This window comes from Nocardioides sp. SR21 (genome assembly GCF_022761125.1).
Taxonomy (GTDB): Bacteria; Actinomycetota; Actinomycetes; order Propionibacteriales; family Nocardioidaceae; genus Nocardioides.
This window is the reverse complement of sequence record NZ_JAKWJR010000007.1, coordinates 336,319-360,779: the sequence shown is the minus strand read 5'-3', so window position 1 is coordinate 360,779 and position 24,461 is coordinate 336,319. Positions and strand designations below refer to the sequence as shown.

23 protein-coding genes and 2 tRNA genes are annotated in these 24,461 nt (G+C 71.7%); 9 read left to right on the top strand and 16 right to left on the bottom strand.

The window, feature by feature from the left end; all coding sequences use genetic code 11:
* Window positions 1-726: 726 nt before the first annotated feature.
* Window positions 727-2,316, bottom strand: a complete 1,590-nt coding sequence (locus tag MJ604_RS15810; RefSeq protein WP_243059450.1) for an MFS transporter — start codon at window positions 2,314-2,316, stop codon at window positions 727-729.
* A gap of 100 nt (window positions 2,317-2,416) precedes the next feature.
* Here MJ604_RS15810 and MJ604_RS15805 point away from each other — a divergent pair, with 100 nt between their 5' ends.
* The gene (locus tag MJ604_RS15805; RefSeq protein ID WP_243059449.1) at window positions 2,417-3,280 is read left to right on the top strand and encodes a helix-turn-helix domain-containing GNAT family N-acetyltransferase; all 864 of its coding nucleotides are present in this window, start codon (window positions 2,417-2,419) and stop codon (window positions 3,278-3,280) included.
* On the opposite strand, the gene MJ604_RS15800 is transcribed toward MJ604_RS15805, so the two are convergent.
* Window positions 3,264-5,237, bottom strand: a complete 1,974-nt coding sequence (locus tag MJ604_RS15800; protein ID WP_243059448.1) for a penicillin acylase family protein — start codon at window positions 5,235-5,237, stop codon at window positions 3,264-3,266. The two genes, MJ604_RS15805 and MJ604_RS15800, sit on opposite strands and share 17 nt — an antisense overlap.
* 1 nt (window position 5,238) lies before the next feature.
* Entirely contained in the window at window positions 5,239-7,236 is a 1,998-nt protein-coding gene (locus MJ604_RS15795; RefSeq protein WP_243059447.1) for an ATP-binding protein, read from the bottom strand.
* Between the two features lie 139 nt (window positions 7,237-7,375).
* Between MJ604_RS15795 and MJ604_RS15790 the strand changes: the two genes are divergently transcribed.
* From MJ604_RS15790 to MJ604_RS15770, 5 genes are all read left to right on the top strand, one after another.
* Window positions 7,376-8,680: an NAD(P)/FAD-dependent oxidoreductase gene (locus MJ604_RS15790; protein ID WP_243059446.1), complete on the top strand. Its 1,305-nt coding sequence runs from the start codon at window positions 7,376-7,378 to the stop codon at window positions 8,678-8,680.
* 85 nt (window positions 8,681-8,765) lie between these two features.
* Window positions 8,766-8,838, top strand: a tRNA-Lys gene (locus tag MJ604_RS15785).
* 134 nt (window positions 8,839-8,972) lie between these two features.
* On the top strand, window positions 8,973-9,551 hold the full coding sequence (locus MJ604_RS15780; protein ID WP_243059445.1) for a response regulator transcription factor: 579 nt from the start codon (window positions 8,973-8,975) through the stop codon (window positions 9,549-9,551).
* 104 nt (window positions 9,552-9,655) lie between these two features.
* Window positions 9,656-11,059, top strand: coding sequence for an FAD-dependent oxidoreductase (locus MJ604_RS15775; protein WP_243059444.1), 1,404 nt, complete (start codon window positions 9,656-9,658; stop codon window positions 11,057-11,059).
* A gap of 166 nt (window positions 11,060-11,225) precedes the next feature.
* Complete coding sequence (locus MJ604_RS15770) at window positions 11,226-12,707, top strand: hypothetical protein (protein ID WP_243059443.1); 1,482 nt, start codon at window positions 11,226-11,228, stop codon at window positions 12,705-12,707.
* On the opposite strand, the gene MJ604_RS15765 is transcribed toward MJ604_RS15770, so the two are convergent.
* The 7 genes from MJ604_RS15765 to MJ604_RS15735 are packed head-to-tail and all read right to left on the bottom strand — an operon-like array spanning window position 12,694 to window position 18,054.
* Window positions 12,694-15,042, bottom strand: coding sequence for a penicillin acylase family protein (locus MJ604_RS15765; RefSeq protein ID WP_243059442.1), 2,349 nt, complete (start codon window positions 15,040-15,042; stop codon window positions 12,694-12,696). The two genes, MJ604_RS15770 and MJ604_RS15765, sit on opposite strands and share 14 nt — an antisense overlap.
* 31 nt (window positions 15,043-15,073) lie before the next feature.
* Entirely contained in the window at window positions 15,074-15,373 is a 300-nt protein-coding gene (locus MJ604_RS15760) for a co-chaperone GroES (RefSeq protein WP_243059475.1), read from the bottom strand.
* A gap of 28 nt (window positions 15,374-15,401) precedes the next feature.
* Window positions 15,402-15,656: a DUF3618 domain-containing protein gene (locus tag MJ604_RS15755; RefSeq protein ID WP_243059441.1), complete on the bottom strand. Its 255-nt coding sequence runs from the start codon at window positions 15,654-15,656 to the stop codon at window positions 15,402-15,404.
* A gap of 37 nt (window positions 15,657-15,693) precedes the next feature.
* Window positions 15,694-16,449: an energy-coupling factor ABC transporter ATP-binding protein gene (locus MJ604_RS15750; protein WP_243059440.1), complete on the bottom strand. Its 756-nt coding sequence runs from the start codon at window positions 16,447-16,449 to the stop codon at window positions 15,694-15,696.
* Window positions 16,446-17,114 (bottom strand): cobalt ECF transporter T component CbiQ, encoded by a 669-nt coding sequence (cbiQ, locus tag MJ604_RS15745; RefSeq protein ID WP_243059439.1) that lies wholly within the window; start codon window positions 17,112-17,114, stop codon window positions 16,446-16,448. The genes MJ604_RS15750 and cbiQ overlap by 4 nt, the downstream gene beginning before the upstream one ends.
* Window positions 17,114-17,368 carry a PDGLE domain-containing protein gene (locus MJ604_RS15740; RefSeq protein WP_243059438.1) on the bottom strand — a complete coding sequence of 85 codons (255 nt, stop codon included), beginning with the start codon at window positions 17,366-17,368 and terminating at the stop codon, window positions 17,114-17,116. Before MJ604_RS15740 ends, cbiQ begins: the two co-directional genes overlap by 1 nt.
* Window positions 17,365-18,054 (bottom strand): energy-coupling factor ABC transporter permease, encoded by a 690-nt coding sequence (locus MJ604_RS15735; protein ID WP_243059437.1) that lies wholly within the window; start codon window positions 18,052-18,054, stop codon window positions 17,365-17,367. The genes MJ604_RS15740 and MJ604_RS15735 overlap by 4 nt, the downstream gene beginning before the upstream one ends.
* Window positions 18,055-18,139: 85 nt before the next feature.
* Between MJ604_RS15735 and bcp the strand changes: the two genes are divergently transcribed.
* The 3 genes from bcp to MJ604_RS15720 all read left to right on the top strand — a co-directional run bounded on the left by bcp (window position 18,140) and on the right by MJ604_RS15720 (window position 19,931).
* Window positions 18,140-18,640, top strand: coding sequence for a thioredoxin-dependent thiol peroxidase (gene bcp, locus MJ604_RS15730; protein ID WP_243059436.1), 501 nt, complete (start codon window positions 18,140-18,142; stop codon window positions 18,638-18,640).
* Between the two features lie 286 nt (window positions 18,641-18,926).
* Window positions 18,927-19,000, top strand: a tRNA-Leu gene (locus MJ604_RS15725).
* A 61-nt stretch (window positions 19,001-19,061) separates the two neighbouring features.
* A complete protein-coding gene (locus MJ604_RS15720; RefSeq protein ID WP_243059435.1) occupies window positions 19,062-19,931 on the top strand; it encodes a bile acid:sodium symporter family protein in 870 nt (289 codons plus the stop codon).
* Window positions 19,932-19,971: 40 nt separating this feature from the next.
* Here the strand turns inward: MJ604_RS15720 and MJ604_RS15715 are convergent, their stop codons facing one another.
* From MJ604_RS15715 to MJ604_RS15690, 6 genes are read right to left on the bottom strand one after another with little or no spacing between them, the layout of a single operon-like run.
* On the bottom strand, window positions 19,972-20,544 hold the full coding sequence (locus MJ604_RS15715; RefSeq protein ID WP_243059434.1) for a lysophospholipid acyltransferase family protein: 573 nt from the start codon (window positions 20,542-20,544) through the stop codon (window positions 19,972-19,974).
* Entirely contained in the window at window positions 20,541-21,152 is a 612-nt protein-coding gene (locus MJ604_RS15710; RefSeq protein ID WP_243059474.1) for a non-canonical purine NTP pyrophosphatase, read from the bottom strand. Before MJ604_RS15710 ends, MJ604_RS15715 begins: the two co-directional genes overlap by 4 nt.
* Window positions 21,153-21,210: 58 nt before the next feature.
* Window positions 21,211-21,936 carry a ribonuclease PH gene (gene rph, locus MJ604_RS15705; protein ID WP_243059433.1) on the bottom strand — a complete coding sequence of 242 codons (726 nt, stop codon included), beginning with the start codon at window positions 21,934-21,936 and terminating at the stop codon, window positions 21,211-21,213.
* Window positions 21,937-21,957: 21 nt separating this feature from the next.
* Complete coding sequence (locus MJ604_RS15700) at window positions 21,958-22,746, bottom strand: ABC transporter permease (RefSeq protein ID WP_243059432.1); 789 nt, start codon at window positions 22,744-22,746, stop codon at window positions 21,958-21,960.
* Window position 22,747: 1 nt separating this feature from the next.
* Complete coding sequence (locus MJ604_RS15695) at window positions 22,748-23,551, bottom strand: ABC transporter permease subunit (protein WP_243059431.1); 804 nt, start codon at window positions 23,549-23,551, stop codon at window positions 22,748-22,750.
* Entirely contained in the window at window positions 23,548-24,459 is a 912-nt protein-coding gene (locus MJ604_RS15690) for an ABC transporter ATP-binding protein (RefSeq protein WP_243059430.1), read from the bottom strand. Before MJ604_RS15690 ends, MJ604_RS15695 begins: the two co-directional genes overlap by 4 nt.
* Window positions 24,460-24,461 lie beyond the last annotated feature (2 nt).

The following is a 24,461-nucleotide window of genomic DNA, read 5'->3' as shown; positions in this document are numbered from 1 at the left end:
GAGCGTCGTCGAGACCCCCGCACCCGAGCGCCAGCCTCGACCCACCGGGTCTCAACAAGCTCCACCAACGCTGGTCGAGCAGCGAGCACCCGCCCGGTGGTCGAGCAGCGAGCGCCAGCGAGCGTCGTCGAGACCCCCGCACCCGAGCGCCAGCCTCGACCCACCGGGTCTCGACAAGCTCGACCAACGCCGGTCGAGCAGCGAGCACCCGCCCGGTGGTCGAGCAGCGAGCGCCAGCGAGCGACGTCGAGACCCCCGCACCCGAGCGCCAGCCTCGACCCACCGGGTCTCGACAAGCTCGACCAACGCCGGTCGAGCAGCGAGCACCCGCCCGGTGGTCGAGCAGCGAGCGCCAGCGAGCGACGTCGAGACCCCCGCACCCGAGCGCCAGCCTCGACCCACCGGGTCTCGACAAGCTCGACCAACGCCGGTCGAGCAGCGAGCACCCGCCCGGTGGTCGAGCAGCGAGCGCCAGCGAGCGACGTCGAGACCCCCGCACCCGAGCGCCAGCCTCGACCCACCGGGTCTCGACAAGCTCGACCAACGCTGGTCGAGCAGCGAGCGCCAGCGAGCGTCGTCGAGACCCCCGCACCCGAGCGCCGACACCGACCCACCGGGTCTCGACAAGCTCGACCAACGCTGGTCGAGCAGCGAGCACCAGCGAGCGTCGTCGAGACCCCCGCACCCGAGCGCGGTCCTCGTGGCGAGCGTCCGCCCGGGACAGGCCTAGAGGACGCTCCCGCTGTCGTCGGCGGCGGCGGGCGCGGGGTCGGGAAGCCGCATCATCCGGAACGCGACGGCGATCCCGGTGAGCGCCGCGAGCAGGGCGACGAGCAGCGCGACCTGCAGCGCGAGGTCCCGGGCGTCGTCGTTGATGCTGAGGACCTCCTCCTGGACGTCCTCGGGCTGGTCGACGAGCAGCTCGCCGAGCTGGGCATCGCTCATCACCTGCGCGTCGTCCTCGAGCACCTGGGCGACCCGCTGCTGGTCGGCCGGCGGCAGCACCTCGCTCGACTCCGCCAGGTTCGTGAAGGAGATCGACAGCGTGGCGAGCATGATCGCCCCGGCGAAGGCGAGGCCGAACGACAGGCCGAACGACCCGGTCGCCGAGGTGACGCCGGCCGCCTCGCCGACGCGTTCCTCCGAGATGGGGGCCAGGGCGTAGTTGTTGAGCTGCGACGCGAGCAGGCCGAGCCCGGCGCCCGCGAGCATCAGCGGGATCACCAGGTGCCAGCCGGAGTCCGCCCGCGGCACCAGCAGGACCAGCAGCGCGACCGACGCGGCGAGCAGCACGAAGCCCGCCCGGACGATGCTGCTCGCCCGCCGCCTGCCCGCCCTGCGCCCCGCGAGCAGCGCGACGCCGAACATCGTGAGCGACAGCGGCGCCAGGGTGACCCCCGCCTCGAGCGCGTTGTAGCCCCACACGAGCTGGAGGTAGATCGGCAGGGCGATCAGGAGACCGCCCAGCGCGACCTGCTGCAGGAAGATCTGGGAGACGCCGGTCCGGAACAGCTGGGACCCGAACAGGGTCGGGTCGAGCAGGACGGGCCTGCCCTGACGCTTGCGTCGGAGGAGCCAGTACACGAGGCCCGCCATCGCGGCGGACCCGATCCCGAGCAGCAGCGCGACGGACTCGCCGCCCTCCTGCCACACGAGGACGCCGATCACCAGGCCACCCATCCCGACGACCGACAGGAACGCCCCCACGACGTCGATCGACCGGTCTCCGGCGTACGGCACGTCGCGGATGCCGCGGCTCCCGATCAGCACGGCGAGGATGATCAGCGCCTCGATGAGGAACCCGACCCGCCACGACAGGACGGTCGTGACGAAGCCGCCGATGAGGGGACCGATCGCAGCGGCGATCGCTCCGGACGCACCGACCAGCGCGAAGACCTTCGCGCGGGCCTTCCCCTCGAAGTTGCCGTGGATCAGCGACTGCATCGCCGGGAGGTAGAGCGAGGCGCCGAGCCCGCCGAGGACCGCCCAGAAGACGATGATCGCCGTCAGGCTCTGCGCGAAGACCATCGCGAGGGCGCCCACGGCGTAGAACAGCATGCCGACGACGAACGCGCGCTTGCGCCCGAACAGGTCGCCCATCTTGCTGCTGATGAGGATGAACGCCGCGGACACGAGGGCCTCGATCGCGACGGCCGACTGGACGCCGCTCACCGTCGTGTCGAGGTCGTGGACGACGGCCGAGATCGACACGTTCATGAACGACGTGTCGATCACGAACACGAACATCGCCGCCGCCAGGAGGATCCCTTGGCGGGGAGTCCCGATGTCGTCGGCGCTCGGCGCGGTCCGGTTCACGGCGCCATCGTCCGCGCTCCCGGGGTGGTGGCGCCTCACCCGGCGGCGGGTGGGCCGGGCCCTCGTCGACGCCTGCCGATCCTCTGACTATGGTCAGAGAATGGATCAGGACACCGCCACGCTGCGCCGGTTCAACCGCACCTACACCCAGCGGATCGGGGCGCTCGACGAGTCGTTCCTCGGCACCGGCCGGCCACTCGGCGTGACCCGGCTGCTGTTCGAGATCGGGTACGACGGCGCCACGGTCCGCGAGCTGCGCGACCGGCTCGACCTCGACTCGGGGTACCTCACCCGGCTGCTGCGCCGGCTGGGCGACGACGGCCTCGTCGACGTGCACCCGGACCCGGCCGACCGCCGCCGGCGGGTGGCGACGCTGACCCCTGCCGGCAGGAACGCCTGGCGCGACCTCGACGACCGCTCCGAGGAGCTCGCCCGCGCGATCGTCGGACCGCTGACGACACGGCAGCGCGAGCGGCTCACCGAGGCGCTCTCGACCGCCGACCTGCTGGTCCGCGCCGCGACGGTCCACCTGCGCGAGGTGTCCCCTACCGACCCCGTCGCTCGCGAGGCCGTGGGCCGCTACTTCGCCGAGCTCGGGCGCCGCTTCCCGCGCGGCTTCGACCCGGGCGAGCCGGACCACGCGGGCACGTTCCTGCTGGCGACCAGCGACGGCGAGCCGGTCGCGTTCGGCGGCGTCCAGCACCTCTCCGACGAGACCGGCGAGATCAAGCGGATGTGGGTCGCGGACGACTGGCGCGGCGCCGGCCTCGGCGCCCGGATGCTGCGCGAGCTCGAGGCGCTGGCGGCCCGGCTCGGCCACACCCGCGTCGTGCTCGACACCAACGGCACCCTGCTCGAGGCGATCGCGATGTACGACCGCGCGGGTTACACCGCGATCGAACGCTACAACGACAACCCGTACGCCGAGCACTGGTTCGCCAAGGAGCTCACGGCTCCTCGGTGAGCCGGTCCCAGTCCGTGACGATCGGCGCGAGCTCGCCGGCCGCCCACAGCGGCAGCTGGTCGACGGAGCCGCCGTACGCGCCGAGCGGCACCACCCAGCCGCCCGCCTCGCGGTCGGCCAGGTCCCAGACGTAGCGGGCGACCGAGCCCCGCGAGCACGCGTCGGTCGTGCCTGGCACCGACGACGTGCAGCGCACGCAGTCGATGTCGCCCGAGATCGGCACCGGCTCGACGGCGTACCCCAGCGCGTGCACGGGGTTGAACACGTGCGTCTCGCCCCACGACCCGGCGTGCCCGGCCGCGTCGTCGAGCGCCTCCTGCGCCAGCGCCTTCAGATCGATCCCGTACGGCGCTCCTGCGTCGACCAGCGACTCGAGCGCCAGACCCACCCGGCCGGTCACGTCGAACCACGGCGCGAGCACCGCGCTGTCGACGAGCGGCTCGGCCAGCGGCGCGAACACCGGCTCCGCCGCGAGCCGCCGGGTGAGCGCGGACCGCCAGGCCGCGAACGCGGCCGCGCCCGGTGAGCCGGCGTCCATCCGGCCGTCCCACGCGAGGATCGCCGTACGCACCGGCCCGGGCGCGAGCTCGCGCACCAGATCCTGGAACAGCGGCGCCGGCAGCAGCAGCGCGTCGTCGTGGATCGCGCGGAAGTCCTCGGTCGTCAGGTCGCTGCGGTCGTCGAGCAGCGCGTGGATCCGGGCCGCGCGGTGCGGCGGGGCGAAGGAGGTGCCGATCGGGTCGCTCTCCGGGCCGCGGCGCTCGTTGGCCGTGACCACCTGCCCGTCCGGCGCGACGTCGTGGGCCGGCAGCTCGTCGAGCCAGCCGGTCCACGCGGAGTCGGCACCGACGACGCCACGCCGGTTGGCCTCGGGCCGCACCGGCACCCGGCCGGCGTTGCGGAAGCGCACCGCCCCGCCGCGGTCGGCGGCGACCACGTTGTTGACCGGCTCGACCCAGTCGTCGAGCGCGCGCATCACGTCCGCGGCGGTGCGGGCGCGCAGCAGCGGGAGGAACGCGTCGAAGCCGAGGTCATCGAGCACCACCGACGCGGCACGCAGGCTGAGCCCGCGGCCTTCGTCCACCGAGCCGGAGAAGACCGGCCCGCGCGCCGTCACCACGATCTCCAGCTCTTCGCCGCCGAGCGTCTCTACACGCACGCTGGCGGGCTCCCAGCCGGACGGCCCGAGCGCCTCGACGCCGTGGTCGGTACGCCGCAGCCGCTCGTCGTACACGTCCTGGTAGTCGGCCATCGCGTTGGTGATCGCCCAGGCGACGTCGCCGGCGTGCGCGAAGTGCTGGATGCCGGGCACACCCGGGAACGCGAAGCCGAGCACGTCGAACTCGTCGCAGGACAGCCGCACCTGCTGGTAGACGTTGGGGTTCTCCAGCCCGCGGTGCGGGTCGCCGCCGATCAGCGGGAACCCGGTCGCGGTCCGCTCGCCTCCGACCGCCCAGGCGTTGCTGCCACTGGTGAGGGGACCCTCGTGCGACAGCAGCCGGGCGTCCTCGCCGAGCACCTGGCGGGCGCGCGACTCCCACAGCTTCCCGGGCAGGCTCGCGAACAGCAGGTGCTGGGCGAGGAACACCGCGAGCGGCGTCCACGGCTCCCAGGCGGCCGGCTCGATGCCGAGCTGTCGCAGCTCGGGGGCGTCGCCGTGCAGGCCGGCGTTCACACCCTCGACGTACGCCGCGACGAACGCCGCGGTCTCAGGCCGCAGCCGGGCGTGAGCGCGCCGAGCGGTCACCGCGATCTCGGTCTGCCGCGCGAGCCGGTCCCACGGCAGCCCGGCAGCGCCGAGCACCTCGGCGGTGGTGCCGGTCGCCCGGCGCCGGAGGTGCTCGAGCTGCCAGGCCCGGTCGTGCGCGGTGACCCGCCCCTGGGCCTCGGCGAGGTCGGCGACGGTCGTGGCGCGCACGTGCGGGACGCCGTACGCGTCGCGGTAGATCCGTGCCATGTCAGACGCGGGTGAGCAGCGGGAGCCGGACGAAGAACGTGGTGCCCTGACCGGGCTCGGACTCCACCCTCATCTCGCCGCCGTGCTTCTCGACGATCGCGTGCGCGATGGACAGGCCCAGGCCGCTGCCGGGGATCGCCTGCTCCTGGGCGAGCGAGGAGCGGAAGAACCTGCTGAACAGCCGCTCCTGCTCCGCGAGCGGGATCCCGATGCCGGTGTCGGCGACCGCGATCACCGCGGCGTCGCCCTCGGGTCGCAGCGACACGGTGACCCGGCCCTGCTCGGGGGTGAACTTCACGGCGTTGCCGACCAGGTTGATGACGACCCGCTCGAGCATGTCGCGGTCGCCGAGGAACGGCACCGGCTCGTCGGGCAGGTCGACGACGAGCTCCAGGTCGCGGAGCTCGGCGGTCGGCGCGACGACCGAGCACGCGGCCGCCACGATCTTGCGCAGGTCCACGAGCCGGTCGACCATCGCCAGGCCGTCCTCCTGCACGCGCGAGAGCGTGAGCAGGTCGTCGATCAGCGACAGCAGCCGGGTGCTGTTGGTGGCGACGCGGCTCAACGCGTCGAGCTGGGCGGGGGCGAGGTCGCCGTACACGCCCTCCTCGAGCATCTCGGTGTAGCCGAGGATGCTGGTGATCGGCGTGCGCAGCTCGTGGCTGACGCTCGACACGAACGCGTCCTTCACCTGGTCCACCTCGCGCAGCCGCTCGACGGCCTGCCGCTCGGTCTCGAGCGCCTCGACCAGCTTCTGCTGCGCCTTGACCCGGTCGGTGATGTCCTCGGAGGTGCTGACGTAGCCGGTGACCTCGCCCCGGTCGTCGTGGACCCGGTTGAGCGTCATCGAGTGCATGCGCTCCTCGCCGTCCTTGCGCACGAACGCCATGTCGACCGGGCCGGTGTCGATCACGGCCGCGGCGACGGCCCCGAGCGTGGGCTCGGTGCCGTACAACGCACCCTTGGTCTCGAGCTCCTCCTGCGAGTGCAGCAGGTCGGTCGTCCGGCCGAGGAGCTCCGCGGCGCTGTAGCCGAGCAGCCGCTCGGCGCCCGGGTTCACCAGCGTGACGAGGCCGTGCTCGTCGGTCCCGATGATCGCGACGCCGGTGGCGCCGTTGACGATGTTTTGCACCTTGTCGCGCTCGGCCGCGACCTGCCGTGCGCTCTCGAGCTGCTCGCCGACGGCGAGCAGCAGGGGCACGACGACGAACGCGCAGACGATGACGAACGTCGACAGCAGGATCCCCTGCGAGTCGGGCGAGAAGCCGAAGCGCAGCCCGGCGTTCGCGAACGGGCCGCGGTCGTACGTCGTGCAGATGACCGCGAAGGCCAACACGACCACCATCTGCGAGAGCGCCTCGAACGGCGCGGTCCGCAGCGCGCACCAGGTCAGCACCGGCAGCACCATGAACGCGATCGACGGGAAGTCGTGGGGCAGGAACACCAGCGGGGACAGGGTCAGGATGACCACCCACTGCAGGACCCGCTCCGACGGCCGCGCGGCGCTCGCGTGCAGGCGCAGTCGCGAGAAGAAGGGAACGACGACGAGCTGGGAGCCGAGGTTGCTGGTCAGCAGCGCCAGCGCCAGCAGGGACGGATCGCTCCAGCCGGTGACCATGCTGGTGAGGTACGCCGCGGCCGCAGCGACGAACGCGCTCAGGGTGGCGCCGCCCGCGAACCTCGCCAGGTCGCCGGTCGAGCGCAGCTCCGGGCGGACCCGCCGGCCGCCGGTGAAGATGCGCCACATCACCCAGGCGCCGGCGGTCATGCCGAGCCCGAGCCCGAGCGCGACGTCAGCGTCGCGACCACCGATCCAGATCGAGCTGACCGCCACCGCCGCGATCAGCGCCAGCAGCACCGGGGTGCGCGGTCGCGCGGCCATCATCAGGCACGCGGTCGCGCCGCCGATCGGCCAGATGCCGATCGCCGTACCGCCCGCAGGGGTGGCGTGCACGGCGGTGATCCCGAACAGCATCATGGCCGCGAGCAGGCACGCCACACGTGCGACCCATGACCGTGCCACCGCCAGACCCCTCCCGAGCGGCAGCGCTCCGGCGCGCTGCCCCGACCGGGGACATCTTCGCCCGGAACACGCGCCGTGGCGGGTGCGACCTGCCGAGCGGGACTAGGTTGGCTCGATGACTTCGTCTCGGAACGGCTACGACGTGGTCGTCGTCGGTGGTGGTCACAACGGCCTGGTCGCGGCGGCGTACCTCGCCCGCGCGGGGCTGACGACGCTCGTCCTCGAGCGGCTCGCGCGCCCGGGCGGCGCCGAGCTGGCGTCCCCGCTGCCGGGCGCGGTCGTCGCCGATCTCGAGCTGGACGTGCCGCCCGGGCGGGCACACGCACCGCTGCCCGACCTGGCGAACGACCTCGTGCGGGCCGTCGCGCCGACGCTGCTCCAGCCGCTGCCCCTCGAGCGCGACGTCCGCGCCCAGGTGGACCCCGACACCTGGCGCGACTTCGTCACCACCCCGTTGGGCGTGACCCTCGAGAGCCGGTACGCCGACGACGCCGAGCGCGGCCTGGTGGCGGCCGCGGCCCTGGACGGCATGTTCGCCTCCGTGCACGACGAGTCGCTCGTGGCGAATCGCGGTCTCCTCTACCGCCTGCTGGCCGAGGGCACAGGCGGGACGGACGGCGTCGCCGACGTGCTGGCCCGCTCGGCGGCGGGCGCCGGCGCGGAGATCCTCACGTCCGCCGGCGTCAGCGCGATCCGCGGCGACGACGACGGTGCCGAGGTGTCCTGGCACGACGGGATGTCGCAGCACACCGTGTCGGCGCGGCACGTGCTCTCGAACGTCGCGCCCTGGGTGCTGCAGATCCTGCTCGGCGGGGACGAGGACCCCGCGACCAAGCCGGAGGGCGCACAGCTCCGTGTCGACCTGCGCGTGGACCGCCTGCCGGCACTGAGGTCGGGCGCCGACCCGGAGGCGGCGTTCGCCGACGGGTTGGTCGTGGGCAGCGGGTACGCCGAGCTGCAAGCGGCGTACGACGACGCGGCGGCCGGCCGGGTCCCGTCGGTCCTGCCCGGGCGGGTCCGCGGCCGCGGCGACACGATCACCTACCTGGCCAGCCACACGCCCGCCCGGCTGTTCGAGGCGGACCCGCCAGGCGCGAAGGACCTCGCCGTGGCCAGCGCCCTGACGACGTTGGACCGCTACCTCGCGGAGCCGATCCGGGACCGCGTCGTCCAGCTCGAGGCCCGGACGCCCCAGGACGTCGAGCACGACCTGGCGATGCCCGGCGGGCACCGGTTCCACGGCGACCTCGAGTGGCCGTGGGCGCCGAACCGCGCGCGCCTGGACACCCCGGCACAGCAGTGGGGCGTGCAGACCGACCTCGGATCGGTGCTCGTCTGCGGTGCCGGATCGCGTCGCGGCGGGGCCGTCGCGGGCCTCGGTGGGCACAGCGCCGCGCACGCCGTCCTGGCCTCCCGTTGACCCTCCCGATCACCGCGATCCCGCGGGTGCGCCCCCGATTTTTCCGCGACGTCGCCCGCTGGTAGAGTTCACGTCGCTTCACCGCGCGGCATTAGCTCAATTGGCAGAGCAGCTGACTCTTAATCAGCGGGTTCGGGGTTCGAGTCCCTGATGCCGTACCGAACGAAGGGCCGGGAACCATGTTCCCGGCCCTTCGGCATTTCCCCGGGGTTCACCGGCTCGCCGTGAAATCACCCCTTCGGGCGTACCGCCAGGAAGGCGCGGCGCGACCTCCGCCGGTGAGGATGAGGTCGTGTCAGTCAGGCCCCCGCGCGTCGGGATCGTGAGCAGCCAGGAGGTCCTCGGGAAGGGCCTCGCGGCGATGCTCGCCGAGCACCCGGACAGGGCCGTCCTCACCGACGCCGACCGAGCCGACGTCGTCCTGTACGACGTGCTCGGCGTCCACCGGACCAACGGCGCGGACCTCGAGCACCTGGTCCAGCAGACGACCTCGGTGATCCTCGCGGTCAGCCGCGACCTGCGTCCGGACCTGCGGGCCCGCGCGCTCGCCGGCGGGGCGCACGGCTGGGTCTCGATGAGCGTCGACTCGGCCCAGCTGGTCGAGGCCGTGGAGGCGGCCGTCGACGGCCGCACGGTGCCGGGGCGCGACGACCGGCTCGGCCACGCCGTGGGGCTCACCGAGCGCGAGGTCGAGGTGCTCGCGCTGATCACCCTCGGCATGAGCAACCAGGAGATCGCGGACCGGCTCTACCTGTCGATCAACTCGGTGAAGACCTACGTGCGCACGGCGTACGCCAAGATCGGCGCCCGCTCGCGCAGCCATGCGGTCGCGTGGTGCCTCCACCACGGGTTCGCTCCGCCTGAGCTCTAGGGACGTTCTGCTCTCCGGGTGTGCGCTGGGCGGCGTCGGCGCCGCCCTCCCAGAGAGCAGCGCTTCCCTAGCATGGCCCCGGATCACCCGGGGCACCGACGGGCATGGCACTCACGTCACTCTGGGAGGACCTGCACCCCTACTCCGAGCCCGCGGCGGTGTCCGTCGGCGGCGAGTGGGACGCGCTCGTCATCGGCGCCGGCATCACCGGCCTCACCACCGCGACCCTGCTGGCCCGCGCCGGGCTCGGCGTCGCGGTGATCGAGGCGCGGCACGTCGGGGCGGGTACGACGGGACGCAGCACCGCCAAGGTGAGCCTGCTCCAGGGCACGCAGTACTCCCGCATCTCGCGGCGGCACGGCGACGGGGTGCTGCGCGGGTACGCCGACGCGAACGCCGAGGGGCTCGCCTGGATCGCCCGCTTCTGCGACGACCACGGCGTCGGGTACCAGCGCCGGCCGGCGTACACCTATGCGACCAGCGAGCGGGGCGCGAGCTCGGTCCGCTCCGAGCTCGACGCGCTCCGCAAGGCGGGCGTGGAGGGCGTGGAGTGGGTGGACGAGGCACCGTTGCCGTTCCCGATCACCGGCGCGGTCCGGCTCGCCGACCAGGTCCAGCTCGACCCGCTCGAGCTGCTCGCCGGGTTGCGCGCCGAGGCCGTCGGGCACGGCGTCAGCATCCTCGAGGGCGCGCGGGTACGCCGCCTGCACGGGCACGGCCCGTACACCGTGGAGACCGACGCGGGCGAGGCGACGGCCCCGCTGGTCGTGGTCGCGACGAACATGCCGATCCTCGACCGTGGCGGGTTCTTCGCCCGCGCCGAGCCGGCCCGGTCGTACGGCCTGGCCTACCGGACGACGTCGCAGGCGGTCGACGGGATGTACCTGTCGGCCGACTCCCCCAGCCGCTCGCTCCGGGACGCACCCGCGCCCGAGGGCAGCCTGCTGCTCGTCGGCGGCGACGGCCACAAGACCGGCACGTCAGGCTCCGAGCTCGGCCACCTCGAGTCCCTGCGGGACTGGACCCGCGAGCACTTCCCGGACGCCGTCGAGACCCATGCCTGGTCGGCGCAGGACTACGTGCCACACCACGCACTGCCGTACGCCGGGCCGATCCTGCCCGGCGCCGACCGGCTGCTCATCGCCGGTGGTTACTCCAAGTGGGGCATGACCAACGGTGTCGCGGCGGCGCTCGCGATCGCCGGCCGGGTCCTCGGCGGCCACCAGGAGTGGGCTTCGACGTTCGAGCCGTGGAAGACCCACGAGCTCAGCGGCGTACCGGACAGCCTGCGCATCAACGCCGCCGTCGCGCTCGAGATGACCTCCGGGTGGGTCCGCAAGATCGCCACCCACGACGACGCGCCCGTGTGCACCCACCTCGGTGGGGTGCTGCGCCGCAACGACGCGGAGGACAGCTGGGACTGCCCGCTCCACGGCTCCCGGTTCGGCCCCGACGGGGCCGTGCTCGAGGGTCCCGCGACCTGTCCGCTCCGGGGCCACGGCACCTGAGCCGAGCCCTTCTCGGTCGCCTCCGGGCCACTTTTCTCAAGGCTTGCTCAAGGTTCCTCCACCGGGGATGCAAGGTTCGCCCACAGGCCTTACCGACCCTTCAGCACGCGTGAAATCGTGCCGATGGACCGGACGTCACGCCGGACATCGACCCCCAGGAGCCACCATGCGAGCCCGTCTCGTCGCCGCCACCGCCGCCGCAGCGCTGCTGCCGGCGTTCTTCGTGCTCGGCGCCGCCCCGGCCCACGCCGGTGGGAACCCCGGCGGCAACAACGGCACGGTGAAGATCGCCGAGTCCGACGCCGACGAGACGACCGCCAACGACCCGCACGTCGGGTGCACGTTCAAGATCCGGTGGTTCAACTTCGACCAGGGTGCCTCGATCGTCTCGTCGGTCAGCTTCGCCTCGCAGGCACCGACCGCGGCCGCGAGCATCTCCGTCACCGGCAGCCAGTTCGTGCCGGTCGGCGGCGACGCCGCCGGCGGTGGCACCGACCTGGACGGTGAGCAGGAGTACACGCTGGCCTTCACCGGTGCCGCGCCGCAGCAGAACCAGGGCTACCACGTGAAGGTGACCGTCGCGACGCCCGGCTCGAAGGGCAACGACACCAAGTCCAAGGTCTTCTGGGTGCAGCCGTGCGCCACCACCCCGACGGAGCCGACCACCCCGACGACCCCGACCACCCCGACGACGCCGACCACCCCGACGACGCCGGACGCGCCGTTCGACTGGAACTGGCAGTACCCGAACCCGACCTGTGACCAGCTGTCGCTGACCTACCCGTCGAACATCCCGGCGGGCCAGGCCAACGACGCCAACGTCCGGTTCGCGACCGCCACGGGCCAGTTCACGCTGAACTTCCACCACAACGACGGCACCTGGTCGGGCGCGCACGCCTTCGACTTCAAGAGCCACCCGCAGTGGCCCGCCGGCCTCACCGACTACCACGTCGTGTGGGTCCAGGTCGGTGGCACCAACTACCACTGGCAGGGCGACGTCTCCTGCGCTCCGGTCCCGACGGTCGACCCGGAGGAGCCGTTCAGCTGGGACTGGAAGTACGGCGACCCGACCTGCACCGCGCTGACCGTCGGCTACCCGGGCAACATCCCGTCCGGCCAGGCCAACGACGCGAACATCCGCTTCGAGAGCAACGTCGGCCAGTTCACCCTGAACTTCCACAACAACGAGGGCACCTGGTCCGGCACCCACGTCTTCGACTACCGGTCGCATCCGCAGTGGCCGGCCGGCGTCACCGAGTTCCACGTCGTGTGGACCCAGGTCGGTGGCACCAACTACCACTGGCAGGGCGACGTCGCCTGCGTGATCGAGGACGGCACCGCCAAGGCGGTCACCCAGGTCGCCGGCTTCAAGTCCGGCAAGGTCACCGTGAACAAGGGCGCCACCCCGGCCTCCGATGGCATCGAGATCGACGGCACGGGGTTCCAGACGCTCTACCTGCAGATGTCGACCACGGGCCAGAGCTCGTGGAAGTCGGTCAGCACCGTCACCACGACCGCGAGCGGCACCGGCAGGGTCACGTTCCCGCAGCTGACGAAGAAGGGCACCTACCGCTTCCGCGTGGCGGTGGCCGGCTCCGGCATCTCGACCGGCGACACCACCGGCGTCCTCACCGTCAAGGTCCGCTGACCACGAGCCGGCGTACCAGGTCCCTGCGGACCTGGGCGTCGGTCCAGGCGAAGTGCACCCACTTCTCCTGGGAGAACAGCCGGGTCTGGTCGGTGGAGTACGGCGAGAGCGGGTTCTCGGACTGGCCGTAGGTCAGGATCGTGCGGGCGTCGACACGACCGCCGGGCAGGAACGAGATCGCCTGGATGTGCGACGAGCCGTAGGTGACCGGACGGTAGTGGTCCCTGTTGTCGCGCGCCCAGCGCGAGGCCAGGGCGTTCGCGTTGCCGACCGCGTCGCCGCTGCCGCCGCCCAGCGGGATCGGCGGCGCGCCCCGGTCCCCCGCGACCTGGAGCGATCCCCACGGGGCGTCGAACGCGATGTCCTGCTCGCGCAGTGCGGCGATCGCGTCGGACATCGCCTGCACCACCAGCGGGTTCGCGACGTTGAGGCCGCGCGGAGTGCCGAGCGGGTCCTCGGGGTCGAACGGTGTCAGCCAGACGCCGACGGCGGGCAGCCGCCCGACGAACTCCTCGAAGATCGCGTAGCCGCGCGACGCGGCGTCGGAGTGACCGTCCCAGTCCTGAAGGGCCGCGCACGCCTCGGTCTCGCCGGTGGCGTCGCAGACCTGGTCGAGCGCACCGCCCTCGCGCATCACCTCGCCGGCCATCACGCGGTTCTCGTGCTCGTGCGCCCGGAGGCTCCGCGGCGACTCCTTCCTGCCCGCGGCCAACCGGTCCAGCACGTAGTGCGAGACCACGCGCGTGCGCATGGTGCGCTCGCACTGCTCGCAGCCGATGATCCCGGCGTACCCCTCGAGCGGCTGCTCGGGGTTCGGCAGCCAGTAGGAGTCGTTGGCGTTCATCACCCAGTCGCTGCGGACCTCCACCGGCAGGTTCTCCGGACCGAGGATGCCCGGTCGCTGCGCGTCCGCGTCGGTGCGCCACGCGCAGGTCGAGCCGGCGAACGTGCCGTCGAGGCCGGGCAGGCCGGCGACCTGCTGGAGCAGGATGCCGGTCGGCGTCAGGCACCGCTGGACGAGGTCGTCGGGGACGTTGGGCACCACGGAGTGGTCGGCGTACAGCACGTCACCGTTGCGGTCCGCGGCGGTCGTGTTCACCCACGGCATCCCGGCGCCCTCGTCCTGGCGGCGCAGCAGGTCGCGCACGCTGGTCGCCTTGCCCATGTCGAGGAAGGTGTCGATCGTGCGCAGGTGCTCGGCGTTCGCGTCGCGGATCGCCCAGACGCTGAGCGGTCCCCACGGCATCAGGGTGGCCGGGGAGTCGACGACGTACCCCTCGGGCGTGCGGTAGAGGTCCTCGGTCACCGTGCCGTCCGGGGTCTCGACCTCGACGACGTCGCGGATCAGCTCCTGCGGTCCCGCGTCGGTGAGATAGGTGGTGCCGGGGCCGGGCGTCTTGTACTCGTACGGCGTGAACCGGTACGCGGTCGACACCGTGTGGCTCCACGCGACGTCCTTGTTCCACCCGATGTTGACGGCCGGCGAGCCGATCAGCGAGGCGCCGGCGACGTCGTATGTCCCCGGGATCGTCAGGTGCTGCTGGGTGAAGTGGTAGCGACCGCGCCACGGGAAGTGCGGGTTGCCGAGCAGCATCCCCTTGCCGGTCGTGGTCGCGTCGCCGCCGACCGCGGTGGCGTTGGATCCGAACGGCGCCTCGGGGTCGCGGCCGAGCGCGGTCAGCAGCGCGTCGCGGTCGACGTCCGCCGCGACGGGGAGCTCGGGCAGGCCGGGGTCGCCCACAGTGGGCGGTGACGCGTCGACGATCTCCTCGACGAACACGCCGGCGGAGGCGAGCAGGTTCGCCAGGTAGACGCCGTACCAGAGGTCGAGCGCGGTCACGTTCGCCTTCAGGTACGGCGCTCCCGCGCACGCCGGGTCGGTCACCTTGTTGGTGCGCAGCCACTCGTTCGCGCCGGCGACGTGCCCGTCGACCATGGCGCGGGCCTCCGTGCCAGGGCCGCGGACCGGGTCCTTCAGCAGCGTCTCCACGACCTTGCGCTGGTGGAGGCCGGCCACGAACGCGTCGACCTGGAGGTTGGACGCGTCGAGCGTGACCTGGTCGTTGTAGCGCCGGTCGGGACCGAACCACTTCGACCGCTCGCCGCGCGCGGTGACCAGGGTGTCCGCGAGCGTGCAGACCGACGCCTCGGTGGCGGCGTACCCGCTGCCGAAGCCGAGCGAGCCGAAGTCGCTCGCGGTGATGTGCGGGATGCCGTGCTTCGTGATCGCGATGCTCGCGCGATAGCGGTCGCGGGGCGCGGCGTCCGCGGTCGGGACGGCGACGAGCGGGACCAGGGCGGCGGTCGCGGCGAGGGCGACGAGTCGGCGCAGCATGCCCGCTACAACGGGGCAGGCGCCTCCGGGGTTACAGGTAGAGCCCGGTGGCCGAGTCGCCGATGCGGTCGGCCGCGACCGCGTGGATGTCGCGCTCGCGCATCACGATGTAGACCTCGCCCGCGACCTCGACCTCGGCCTTGTCCTCGGGCTCGAAGAGCACCTTGTCGCCGACCTCGACCGCGCGGGCGTGCGGGCCGATCGCCACGACGCGGGACCAGGCCAGCCGGCGCGCGCCCATGGCGGCGGTGGCCGGGATGACGATGCCACCGCTGGAACGGCGCTCGCCGGCCTCGCGGTCCAGCTCGACCAGGATCCGGTCGTGGAGCATCTTGATGGGGGTCTTGTCGGTCACGGTCTTACTTGACGACCTTGCGGACGACCACGAAGAAGGCGATGACGCCGACGGTGATGCCGGCCGCCTTGAGGATGTTGTCGGTGCGCGGCTGACCGGTGGTCCGGTCCACGAAGTGCGCCTTGATGTCGGCCACCTCCCGCCCGACGATCGTCTTCGGGTGCGAGCGGTAGAGGAGCTGGTCGATCGTGGTCGCCAGGCGTTCCCTGGTCTCCTCGATCTCCTGCTCGAGAGCGGACAGCTGGTCGTCCTTGCCCACGTGTTCTCCTCGGTCGGCGGCTATCGGAGCGAGGCTATCAACGCGCCGGGCGCGGTGTGCTGCGCGGGTCGAACCCGAACGGCAGCTCGAGCCGGTTCTCCTTCATCAGCGCGTCGTCGGTGAGCACGTCGTACGTCGTCCCGTCCGCGACGACCGTGCCGCCGCTCAGCACCATCGAGCGCGGGCACAGCTCGAGGGCGTAGGGCAGGTCGTGGGTCACCATCAGCACCGTCACGTCGAGCGAGCGCAGGATGTCGGCGAGCTCGCGGCGGGAGGCCGGGTCGAGGTTCGACGACGGCTCGTCGAGCACCAGGATCTCCGGCTCCATCGCCAGCACCGTCGCGACCGCGACCCGGCGGCGCTGGCCGAAGGACAGGTGGTGCGGCGGGCGGTCGACGAACTCGGTCATGCCGACCTTGTCGAGCGCGTCCATCACCCGGCGGTCGAGCTCGGCGCCCTTGAGGCCGAGGTTCGCAGGGCCGAACGCGACGTCGGCGCGGACCGTGCCCATGAACAGCTGGTCGTCGGGGTCCTGGAACACCACGCCGACGCGGCGCCGGATCTCCTGGAGGTTCGCCTTCTCGACCGGCAGGCCGCTCACCGAGACGCTGCCCGCGCCGGCCGTGTGGATGCCGTTGAGGTGCAGCACGAGCGTGGTCTTGCCGGCGCCGTTCGGCCCCAGCAGCGCGACCCGCTCCCCCTGGTGGACGTGCAGGTCCACGCCGAACAGCGCCTGGTGGCCGTCGGGGTAGGCGTAGGCGAGGCCCTTGACCTCGAGGACGGGAGTGCTCACTCGGGCATTCTCCCCGTGTAGCCGCGCGACAGCATCGCCAGGTGCACCCGCTCGCCGCGCTCGTAGGAGCGGATGAACAGCGCCCCAGCCGAGCGGGCCAGGATCGGCCAGTGCTTCGGGTTGCGGGCGTTGAAGCCGCGGGACTCGCGAGCCACCTTCATCCGCTGCATCTCGTCGGTCACGACGTCGAGGTAGCGGACCATGAACGCCATGATCTGCACGAGCTGGTTCGGCATCCGCAGCCGCTCCAGCCCGGCGAGCAGGTCCTGCGGCTCGGTGGTCGCGGCGAGCGTGAGGCTGGCGAGGACGCCGAGCGTGCCCTTCACGACCAGCGCGATGCCGGCCTCGAGGCCGTGCTGGCTGACGGTGACGCCGAGCACCTCGGTCTTGGGCCCCTGCGCGACGAACGGCAGCAGCAGCGCGAACACCAGGAACGGGACCTCGACGACGGTCCGCTTCAGGATGTACGTCGGCGGCACCTTGCTGACCGCGACGACCACCGCGATGACGCCGAGGTAGACCGCGAAGGCGGCGTACCAGTCCCTCGGGGTGGCGACGACCACCAGCATGAACGCCAGCAGCGCCAGGATCTTCAGGTGCGCCGGAGCACGGTGCACCACGGAGTGCCCGTGGTAGTGCAGCTTGTGACCGTGCCCGGCACCCATCAGTCCGAGCCTCGGCGGCGGACGGCGTACGTCACGCCGCCGGCGACCGCCAGGACGACCAAGACGCCGACGACGCCGGTCACGCTGCCGTAGTCGCCGAGCAGCGCGTCGCGGCTCTTCTCGGTGTCGGCGAAGCCCTGGTCCTCGGAGACCTTGGTGAGGCCGTCGGGCGAGCCCGAGGCGTAGATGCTGACCACGCCGGCCAGCAGGATCGCGACGAGCACACCCGCCACGACGAACCAACGCGTCTTCACGCGGTCACCTCCGAGCGGATCTCGAGCTCGCGACGCGCGAGCACGCGGCGTGCTCCGTAGACGAGGTCGGGGCGTACGGCGACGACGGCGCCGATCGCGAGGAACGTGATCACGCCCTCGCCGATGCCGATCAGCACGTGCACGCCGAGCATCGCGGTGAGCAGCGTGTCCATCGAGATGTCGGCCGCACCGCCGACGGCGTACAGCCCGACGAACAGCAGCGCAGCGGCCGGCACGGACGCGAACGCCGCGATGCCCGCCTGCGCGGGCACCAGCGCGAGCCGCTTGGGCATCGTCGTCTGGAGCAGCTTGAAGACCAGCCAGCCGACCACGACCGTGGCGACGCCCATCAGCAGGATGTTGGTGCCGAGCGCGGTGATGCCGCCGTCCGCGAACAGCAGGCACTGCACGAGCAGCACGACGCTCACGCACAGCACCCCGGTGAACGGCCCGACCAGGACCGCCGCGAGCGCGCCGCCCATGAGGTGCCCGCTGGTGCCGGCGCCGACCGGGAAGTTGAGCATCTGCACCGCGAAGATGAACGCGGCGACCAGGCCGGCCATCGGCGCGGTCTTGTCGTCGAGCTCCTTGCGGGCGCCGACCAGGGCGACGCCGACGCAGCCGATCGCGACGACCGCGGTCGCGGTCGACGTCGGGGCGTCGAGGAACCCATCGGGGACGTGCATGTGCTCTCCTGCCGAACGGATAGGTTGGAACCAATCGCGCCCAGCCTACGTTATTGCAAATCACTCGCAACAAGGAGTCCGCCTCGTGACCCAGCGCCTCTCCCCCGGCGACACCGCACCGGAGTTCACCCTCACCGACGACACCGGCGCCGAGGTCGCGCTCAGCGACTTCCTCGGCCGCAAGGTGATCGTGTACTTCTACCCGGCCGCGATGACCCCGGGCTGCACCAAGCAGGCCTGCGACTTCACCGACTCGCTCGACTCCCTCAAGGCCCAGGGCTACGAGGTCCTCGGCATCTCTCCCGACAAGCCGGAGAAGCTCGCGAAGTTCCGCGAGCGCGACGCCCTGACGATCACCCTCCTCTCCGACCCCGACAAGTCGGTGATGAAGCAGTACGCCGCGTTCGGCGAGAAGAAGCTCTACGGCAAGACCGTCGAGGGCGTCATCCGCTCCACGGTCGTCGTCGACGAGGACGGCAAGGTCTTCCTCGCGCAGTACAACGTCAAGGCCACCGGCCACGTCGCCAAGCTCCGCCGGGACCTCGAGCTCAACCACGCCGACGAGGACCCCGGCAACGGCGCCTGACGCCCTTCCTCCGGCGCCCTTGTTCGCGCTGCGCTGGCCGATGGGGCTGGTCGCTGCGGTTTCACCATGTGATGCAGACGAACCTGCACTTCTCATGGTCTGCACGCCATGAGAAGTGCAGGTTCACCGACATCACATGGTGAAGCCGCGCCAGGAGATGCCGGCGGCACCAGCCGCCCCACCGGACCTCGGCTCCCGACCGGCGCGCTCCGCTGGTCCGGGGCGGTGGTCGAGCGCCGGGAGGCCGCCACTTCTCCTGCGGGACCACCTGAGACACTGCTCCCGCGCGCCCGTAGCCCAATTGGCAGAGGCACCAGGTTTAGGTCCTGGCCAGTGCGAGTTCGACTCTCGCCGGGCGCACCCCGGCGACTCGCCCCGCGATTCGCCGCCGTCCTGTGACCGCGGTCACTAGAGTCCGCGCATGGACTCCGCCCTCACCACGGTCGCGCTGCCCCTGGCGCTCGGCATCATCATGTTCGGTCTCGGGCTCTCCCTGACCGTCGACGACTTCCGCCGGGTGGCGAAGGCGCCGCGCGCCGTCGCCGTCGCGCTCGGCTGCCAGCTCGTGCTGCTGCCGCTGGTCTGCTTCGGCCTGGTCAAGGTGCTCGACCTCGACCCGCTGCTCGCCGTCGGCATGATGCTGCTCGCCGCGTCGCCGGGCGGTACGACGGCCAACCTGTTCAGCCACCTGTTCCGTGGTGACGTCGCGCTCAACGTGAGCCTGACGGCCGTGAACTCGATCATCGCGCTGTTCACGCTGCCGCTGATCACGAACCTCGCAATCGACCACTACGGGCTCGACGACGAGGTCAGCCTGCCGTTCAGCGAGGTCGTCCAGGTGTTCGCGATCGTGCTGATCCCGGTCGCGATCGGCATGTTCGTGCGCGCCCGCAGCATCGACTTCGCCGACCGGATGGAGCGGCCGGTGCGGATCGGGTCCGCGATCATCCTCGCGGTGCTGGTGCTCGCGGTGCTGATCGACCAGCGCTCGAACGTGACCGACTACCTGCAGGACGTCGGGCTCGCCACCGCGCTGTTCTGCGCGATCTCCCTCGTCACCGGCTACTACGTGCCGAAGCTGGCGGGGGTGCGCGAGGACCAGGCGGTCGCGTCGTCGATGGAGATCGGCGTCCACAACGCGACGCTGGCGATCTACGTCGCGGTCGAGATCCTCGACAGCACCGAGATCTCGGTGCCGGCCGCGGTGTACTCGCTCGTGATGTTCGCGTTCGCGACGCTGTGGGGCCTGGTGCTCACCAAGAAGCTGATCAAGACGCCTCAGCCGGCCTGAGCGCCACCTGGCGCGGGGGTCAGCCGAAACCCGCAGCGCCTCAGCCCGCCCGACCCTCTTCCTTCAGCCGCGGCACGGTCGCGCCCTCGGGCTTGATCCCCCGCTTGTCCGCGAAGAAGTCGCGGAGCACGTCCATGTCGGCGGTCATGTCGCCGGAGAGCGAGAACGTCGGTCCCCACCCGACCGTGCGCGACGGCGCGTCCAGGAAGGCCAGCGTGATCGGCAGCCCGGTCTGCTGGGAGATCCGGTAGAAGCCGGACTTCCAGTACTCCCCCTTGCTGCGCGTGCCCTCCGCCGCGATGCCGAGCAGGAACGTCTCGTCGTGCTCGGACTGCTCGATCAGCCGCTGGATCGTCGCGCGCGGGTTCTCCCGGTCGAGCTCGACGGCCCCCGACCAGCGCAGGATCGGGCCGAGCGGCCCCTTGAACAGCGAGTCCTTCACCAGCAGGTGGATGTGGATGCCGTAGTCCCACGCGAGCAGCATGGTCAGCACCCAGTCCCAGTTGGACGTGTGGGGCGCGCCGACCAGGATGCCCTTGCTCGGCACCTCGCCGACCGTCCGCCATCGCGCCAGCTTGAGCAGCACGCGAGCGAGACCGCGCCGGAACCTCACGCCAGGATCCGGGCGACGATCGGGGCGATCCGCCGCAGCGCCCAGCCGCGGTGCGAGATCGCGTCCTTGTCCTCACGGGACAGCTCCGCGGTGCTGACACCGGGCCGGTCGTCGGCCTCGAACAGCGGGTCGTAGCCGAACCCGCCCTCGCCGCGCGGCGCCCGGAGCACCCGGCCGGGCATCACGCCGCTGGCGAACTCCTCGCCGCCGGGGTGGCAGAACGCGACGGCGCAGTGGAAGTGGGCGGTACGCCGCTCGTCCGGCACGTCATGGATCTGCGCGAGCAGCAGGTCGTTGTTGCGCTGGTCTTTGTCGTCGCGAAGCGACCCCCCGGTCCCTGAGGAGCCGAGGGACGAGGCGTCTCGAAGGGTGGGTGGGCCGGACCAGCGCGCGGACAGCACGCCCGGCATGCCGTTCAGGGCGTCGACGCAGATGCCGCTGTCGTCGGCGAGCGACGGCAGACCGGTGGCGACCAACCCGGCGCGGGCCTTGAGCAGCGCGTTGCCCTCGAACGTCGGCTGGTCCTCGACCGGCTCGTCGTACCCGTCGACGTCGTCGATGCCGACGACCTCGATGCCGGGGAGGTGCTCGCGGAGGATCCGCTCCATCTCCTCGATCTTCTTGCGGTTCCTCGACGCGAGGAAGACCCGGGTGGTCCCGACCGGCTCAGCCACCGTTCAGCGCTTCCCTCTGGATGCGGGTGAGGTCCGCGCAGCCCTTCTCGCCCAGCGCGAGCAGGGCGTCGAGCTCGGCGCGGTCGAAAGCCGCGCCCTCCGCGGTGCCCTGCACCTCGACGAACTTGCCGTCGCCGGTCATCACGATGTTCATGTCGGTCTCGGCGCGGACGTCCTCGACGTACGGCAGGTCGAGCCGCGGGACGCCGTCGATGATGCCGACGCTGACCGCGGCGACGGAGCCGGTCAGCGGCTCGCCGGCCAGCGCGCCGGTCGAGCGCAGGTGCGCGACCGCGTCGGCGAGGGCGACGTACGCCCCGGTGATCGCGGCGGTGCGGGTGCCGCCGTCGGCCTGGAGCACGTCGCAGTCGAGCTGGATGGTGTTCTCACCGAGCGCCTTGTAGTCGATGACCGCACGCAGGGAGCGGCCGATCAGCCGGCTGATCTCGTGCGTGCGGCCACCGATGCGACCCTTGACCGACTCGCGGTCGGAGCGGGTGTTCGTCGACGCCGGGAGCATGGCGTACTCCGCCGTCACCCAGCCCAGGCCGGAGCCCTTGCGCCACCGCGGGACGCCCTCGGACGCCGACGCCGCGCACAGCACCTTGGTCCGGCCGAACTCGACGAGCACCGAGCCCGCCGCGTGGTCGAGCCAGTTGCGGGTGATGGTGATGGGGCGGAGCTCGTCGTCGGCGCGACCGTCCTCGCGTGCTGTCATGGGGCCGAGACTAGTCGGCGGTCACTTCACCTCGGCCCGCAGCACCCGGCGGATCCCGATCGCGAGCGGGATGACCAGCCAGACGATCCCGGAGACCACGAGCTGGGCCCAGTCCTCCCCCGAGCTCGACCAGTCCCAGATCGCCTCCTGGGAGGACTGGAAGTCGATCCACGGTCGCAGCGAGTCGAACCAGCCCATGAGCGCGGCGCCGGCGAAGAACAGCGGCGGCAGCACCCACTTGTAGACGAAGAACGCCACGATCGCCGCCGGGGTGTTGAGCAGCAGCGCCGCCAGGGCGAAGCCGCCGAGCATCGCCAGGACCTGGGTGAGGAGGAACGCGAACATGTCGGGCCAGCCGAACGTCCAGTCGGCGTGCCCCTCGATCAGCCGGTACAGCAGCGTGCAGACCGCGCCGATCCCGATCGCGATCGCCACCGTGGCCAGCGTGAGGAGCACCCCGACGAGGGCCTTCGCGGCGATCACGAGCGGACGACGCGGCTCGAGCGAGAACGTCACCATCGCGCTGCGCTGGCTCCACTCGGTCGTGAGCACCATGATCCCGAGCACCGGGAGCAGGAACGACGTGAGGAACGCGGCCACGCCGATGAAGTCGCCGAACGCGATCGCCTCGTCCTGCACGGTGGTCACCGCGAGCACGATGATCTCCGCGGCGAGCACGATCAGTGCGATCGAGAGCAGCAGCCAGAAGCCCGCGCGGGTGTCGTACGACTTCCGCAGCTCCACGCGGACGAGCCGGTGGAACGGGGTCTTCGCGGTCCCCGAGACGTCGAGCGTGTGGATCGCCGACATCTCACTTCACCTCTGCCCGGAGCACCCGCCAGATCCCGACGGCCAGCGGGATCACCAGCCAGATGATGCCGGTGACCACCAGCTGTGCCCACTCCTCGCCCGAGACGGAGCCGTCGATGAGCGGCACCTGGGCGTTGTTGAAGTCGATCCAGGGGTGGATGTCGGCGAACCAGCCGATCAGCTCGGCACCGATGCCGAAGATCGTCGGGAGGATGAACGAGTAGGCGAAGTAGACGACGATCGCGGCCGGGGAGTTCAGCAGCAGCGCGGCGAACGCGAAGCCGGTCAGCATGCCGATCACCTGCAGCAGCAGGAAGAACGAGGTCTGCTTGATGCCGAAATCCCAGTCCGCCGGGATGTCGGAGAGCGCGCCGTAGATGCCGGTGCACACCGCAGCCAGCGCCAGGGTCACGAGCACGGCCGCGATGGCGAAGAGGATGCCCACGACCATCTTCGCGGCGATCACGTGACCCCGCCGCGGCTCGAGCGAGAACGACACCATCGCGGTGCGCTGGCTCCACTCGCTGGTGAGCAGCAGGATGCCGAGCACCGGCAGGAGGAACCCGATCGAGAACGTGGTCGAGGTCAGGAAGTCGTTGTACGAGACGGCGATGTCCTGCGCGATGGCCACCGAGACCTGGATGACCATCACCAGGGCGGTGACGATGCCGATGGAGATCAGCAGCCACAACCCGGAGCGGGTGTCGTAGGTCTTGCGGAACTCGGTGCGCAGCAGCCTGCTGAACGGCGTGGGCTGGGTGCCCGACAGGTCGATGGTCGCCGGGGCGACCGCGGTGGCGCTCACGAGATCGCCTCCCGCTGGGTCTCGGCGGTGAGCTCGAGGAACAGGTCCTCGAGGCCGCCCTCTCCCCCGCGCAGGTCGGTGAGCACGACGCCGGCCTCGAGGGCAGCGCGGCCGACCTCGACCGACTCGGCCTCGATGCGCAGACCGTCGCCGGCCCCGGCGACGGTGATGCCCTTGGCGGTCAGCGCCGCCGCGAGGGCGGCGTTGTCGAGCGCGGTCGCGTACGAGTGCACGCCACCGCCCTTGGCAGCGGCGCCGGCGAGCAGCGTCTTCTTGTCGCCCTGGGCGACGATCTTGCCGTTGCCGATGAGGATCATCTCGTCGGCGATCTGCTCGACCTCGTGCAGCAGGTGGCTGGAGAGCAGCACGGTGCCGCCGCGCTCGGCGTACCCCTTGAGGAGACCGCGCATCCAGCGGATGCCGGCGGGGTCGAGACCGTTGGCGGGCTCGTCGAGGATGAGCACCGACGGGTCGCCGAGCAGCGCATGCGCGATGCCGAGGCGCTGCTTCATGCCGAGCGAGTAGTTGCGCAGCCGGCGCTTGGCCTCGGTCGGCGTGAGCGAGACCAGCTCGAGCATCTCGTCGACGCGCGACGAGGGCAGTCCCATGGTCGTGGCGCCGAGCTCGAGGATCTCGCGACCGGTGCGCCCGGCGTGCTGGGCGGACGCGTCCAGCAGGACGCCCACGTGCCGGCCCGGGTTCGGGATGTCCTTGTACAGGTGGCCACCGATCGTGACCTTCCCGGAGCTGGCCGGCGTGAGGCCGACCATCACCCGCATCGTCGTGGTCTTGCCGGCGCCGTTCGGGCCGAGGAATCCGGTCACCGTCCCCGGGACGCAGCTGAAGCTGATGTTGTCGACGGCGGTGAACGTGCCGTAGGTCCTGGTCAGTCCTTGCACTTCGATCATGG

What these genes read in the sequence shown, in the direction of transcription:
- MJ604_RS15735 (WP_243059437.1), bottom strand. Translation starts at nt 18,054, where the DNA reads ATGCACGTCCCCGATGGGTTCCTCGACGCCCCGACGTCGACCGCGACC.
- MJ604_RS15720 (WP_243059435.1), top strand. Translation starts at nt 19,062, where the DNA reads ATGGACTCCGCCCTCACCACGGTCGCGCTGCCCCTGGCGCTCGGCATC.
- MJ604_RS15765 (WP_243059442.1), bottom strand. Translation starts at nt 15,042, where the DNA reads ATGCTGCGCCGACTCGTCGCCCTCGCCGCGACCGCCGCCCTGGTCCCG.
- MJ604_RS15800 (WP_243059448.1), bottom strand. Translation starts at nt 5,237, where the DNA reads ATGGCACGGATCTACCGCGACGCGTACGGCGTCCCGCACGTGCGCGCC.
- MJ604_RS15775 (WP_243059444.1), top strand. Translation starts at nt 9,656, where the DNA reads ATGGCACTCACGTCACTCTGGGAGGACCTGCACCCCTACTCCGAGCCC.
- MJ604_RS15770 (WP_243059443.1), top strand. Translation starts at nt 11,226, where the DNA reads ATGCGAGCCCGTCTCGTCGCCGCCACCGCCGCCGCAGCGCTGCTGCCG.
- MJ604_RS15710 (WP_243059474.1), bottom strand. Translation starts at nt 21,152, where the DNA reads ATGGAGCGGATCCTCCGCGAGCACCTCCCCGGCATCGAGGTCGTCGGC.
- MJ604_RS15690 (WP_243059430.1), bottom strand. Translation starts at nt 24,459, where the DNA reads ATGATCGAAGTGCAAGGACTGACCAGGACCTACGGCACGTTCACCGCC.
- MJ604_RS15805 (WP_243059449.1), top strand. Translation starts at nt 2,417, where the DNA reads ATGGATCAGGACACCGCCACGCTGCGCCGGTTCAACCGCACCTACACC.
- MJ604_RS15790 (WP_243059446.1), top strand. Translation starts at nt 7,376, where the DNA reads ATGACTTCGTCTCGGAACGGCTACGACGTGGTCGTCGTCGGTGGTGGT.
- MJ604_RS15700 (WP_243059432.1), bottom strand. Translation starts at nt 22,746, where the DNA reads ATGTCGGCGATCCACACGCTCGACGTCTCGGGGACCGCGAAGACCCCG.
- rph (WP_243059433.1), bottom strand. Translation starts at nt 21,936, where the DNA reads ATGACAGCACGCGAGGACGGTCGCGCCGACGACGAGCTCCGCCCCATC.
- MJ604_RS15760 (WP_243059475.1), bottom strand. Translation starts at nt 15,373, where the DNA reads ATGCTCCACGACCGGATCCTGGTCGAGCTGGACCGCGAGGCCGGCGAG.
- cbiQ (WP_243059439.1), bottom strand. Translation starts at nt 17,114, where the DNA reads ATGGGTGCCGGGCACGGTCACAAGCTGCACTACCACGGGCACTCCGTG.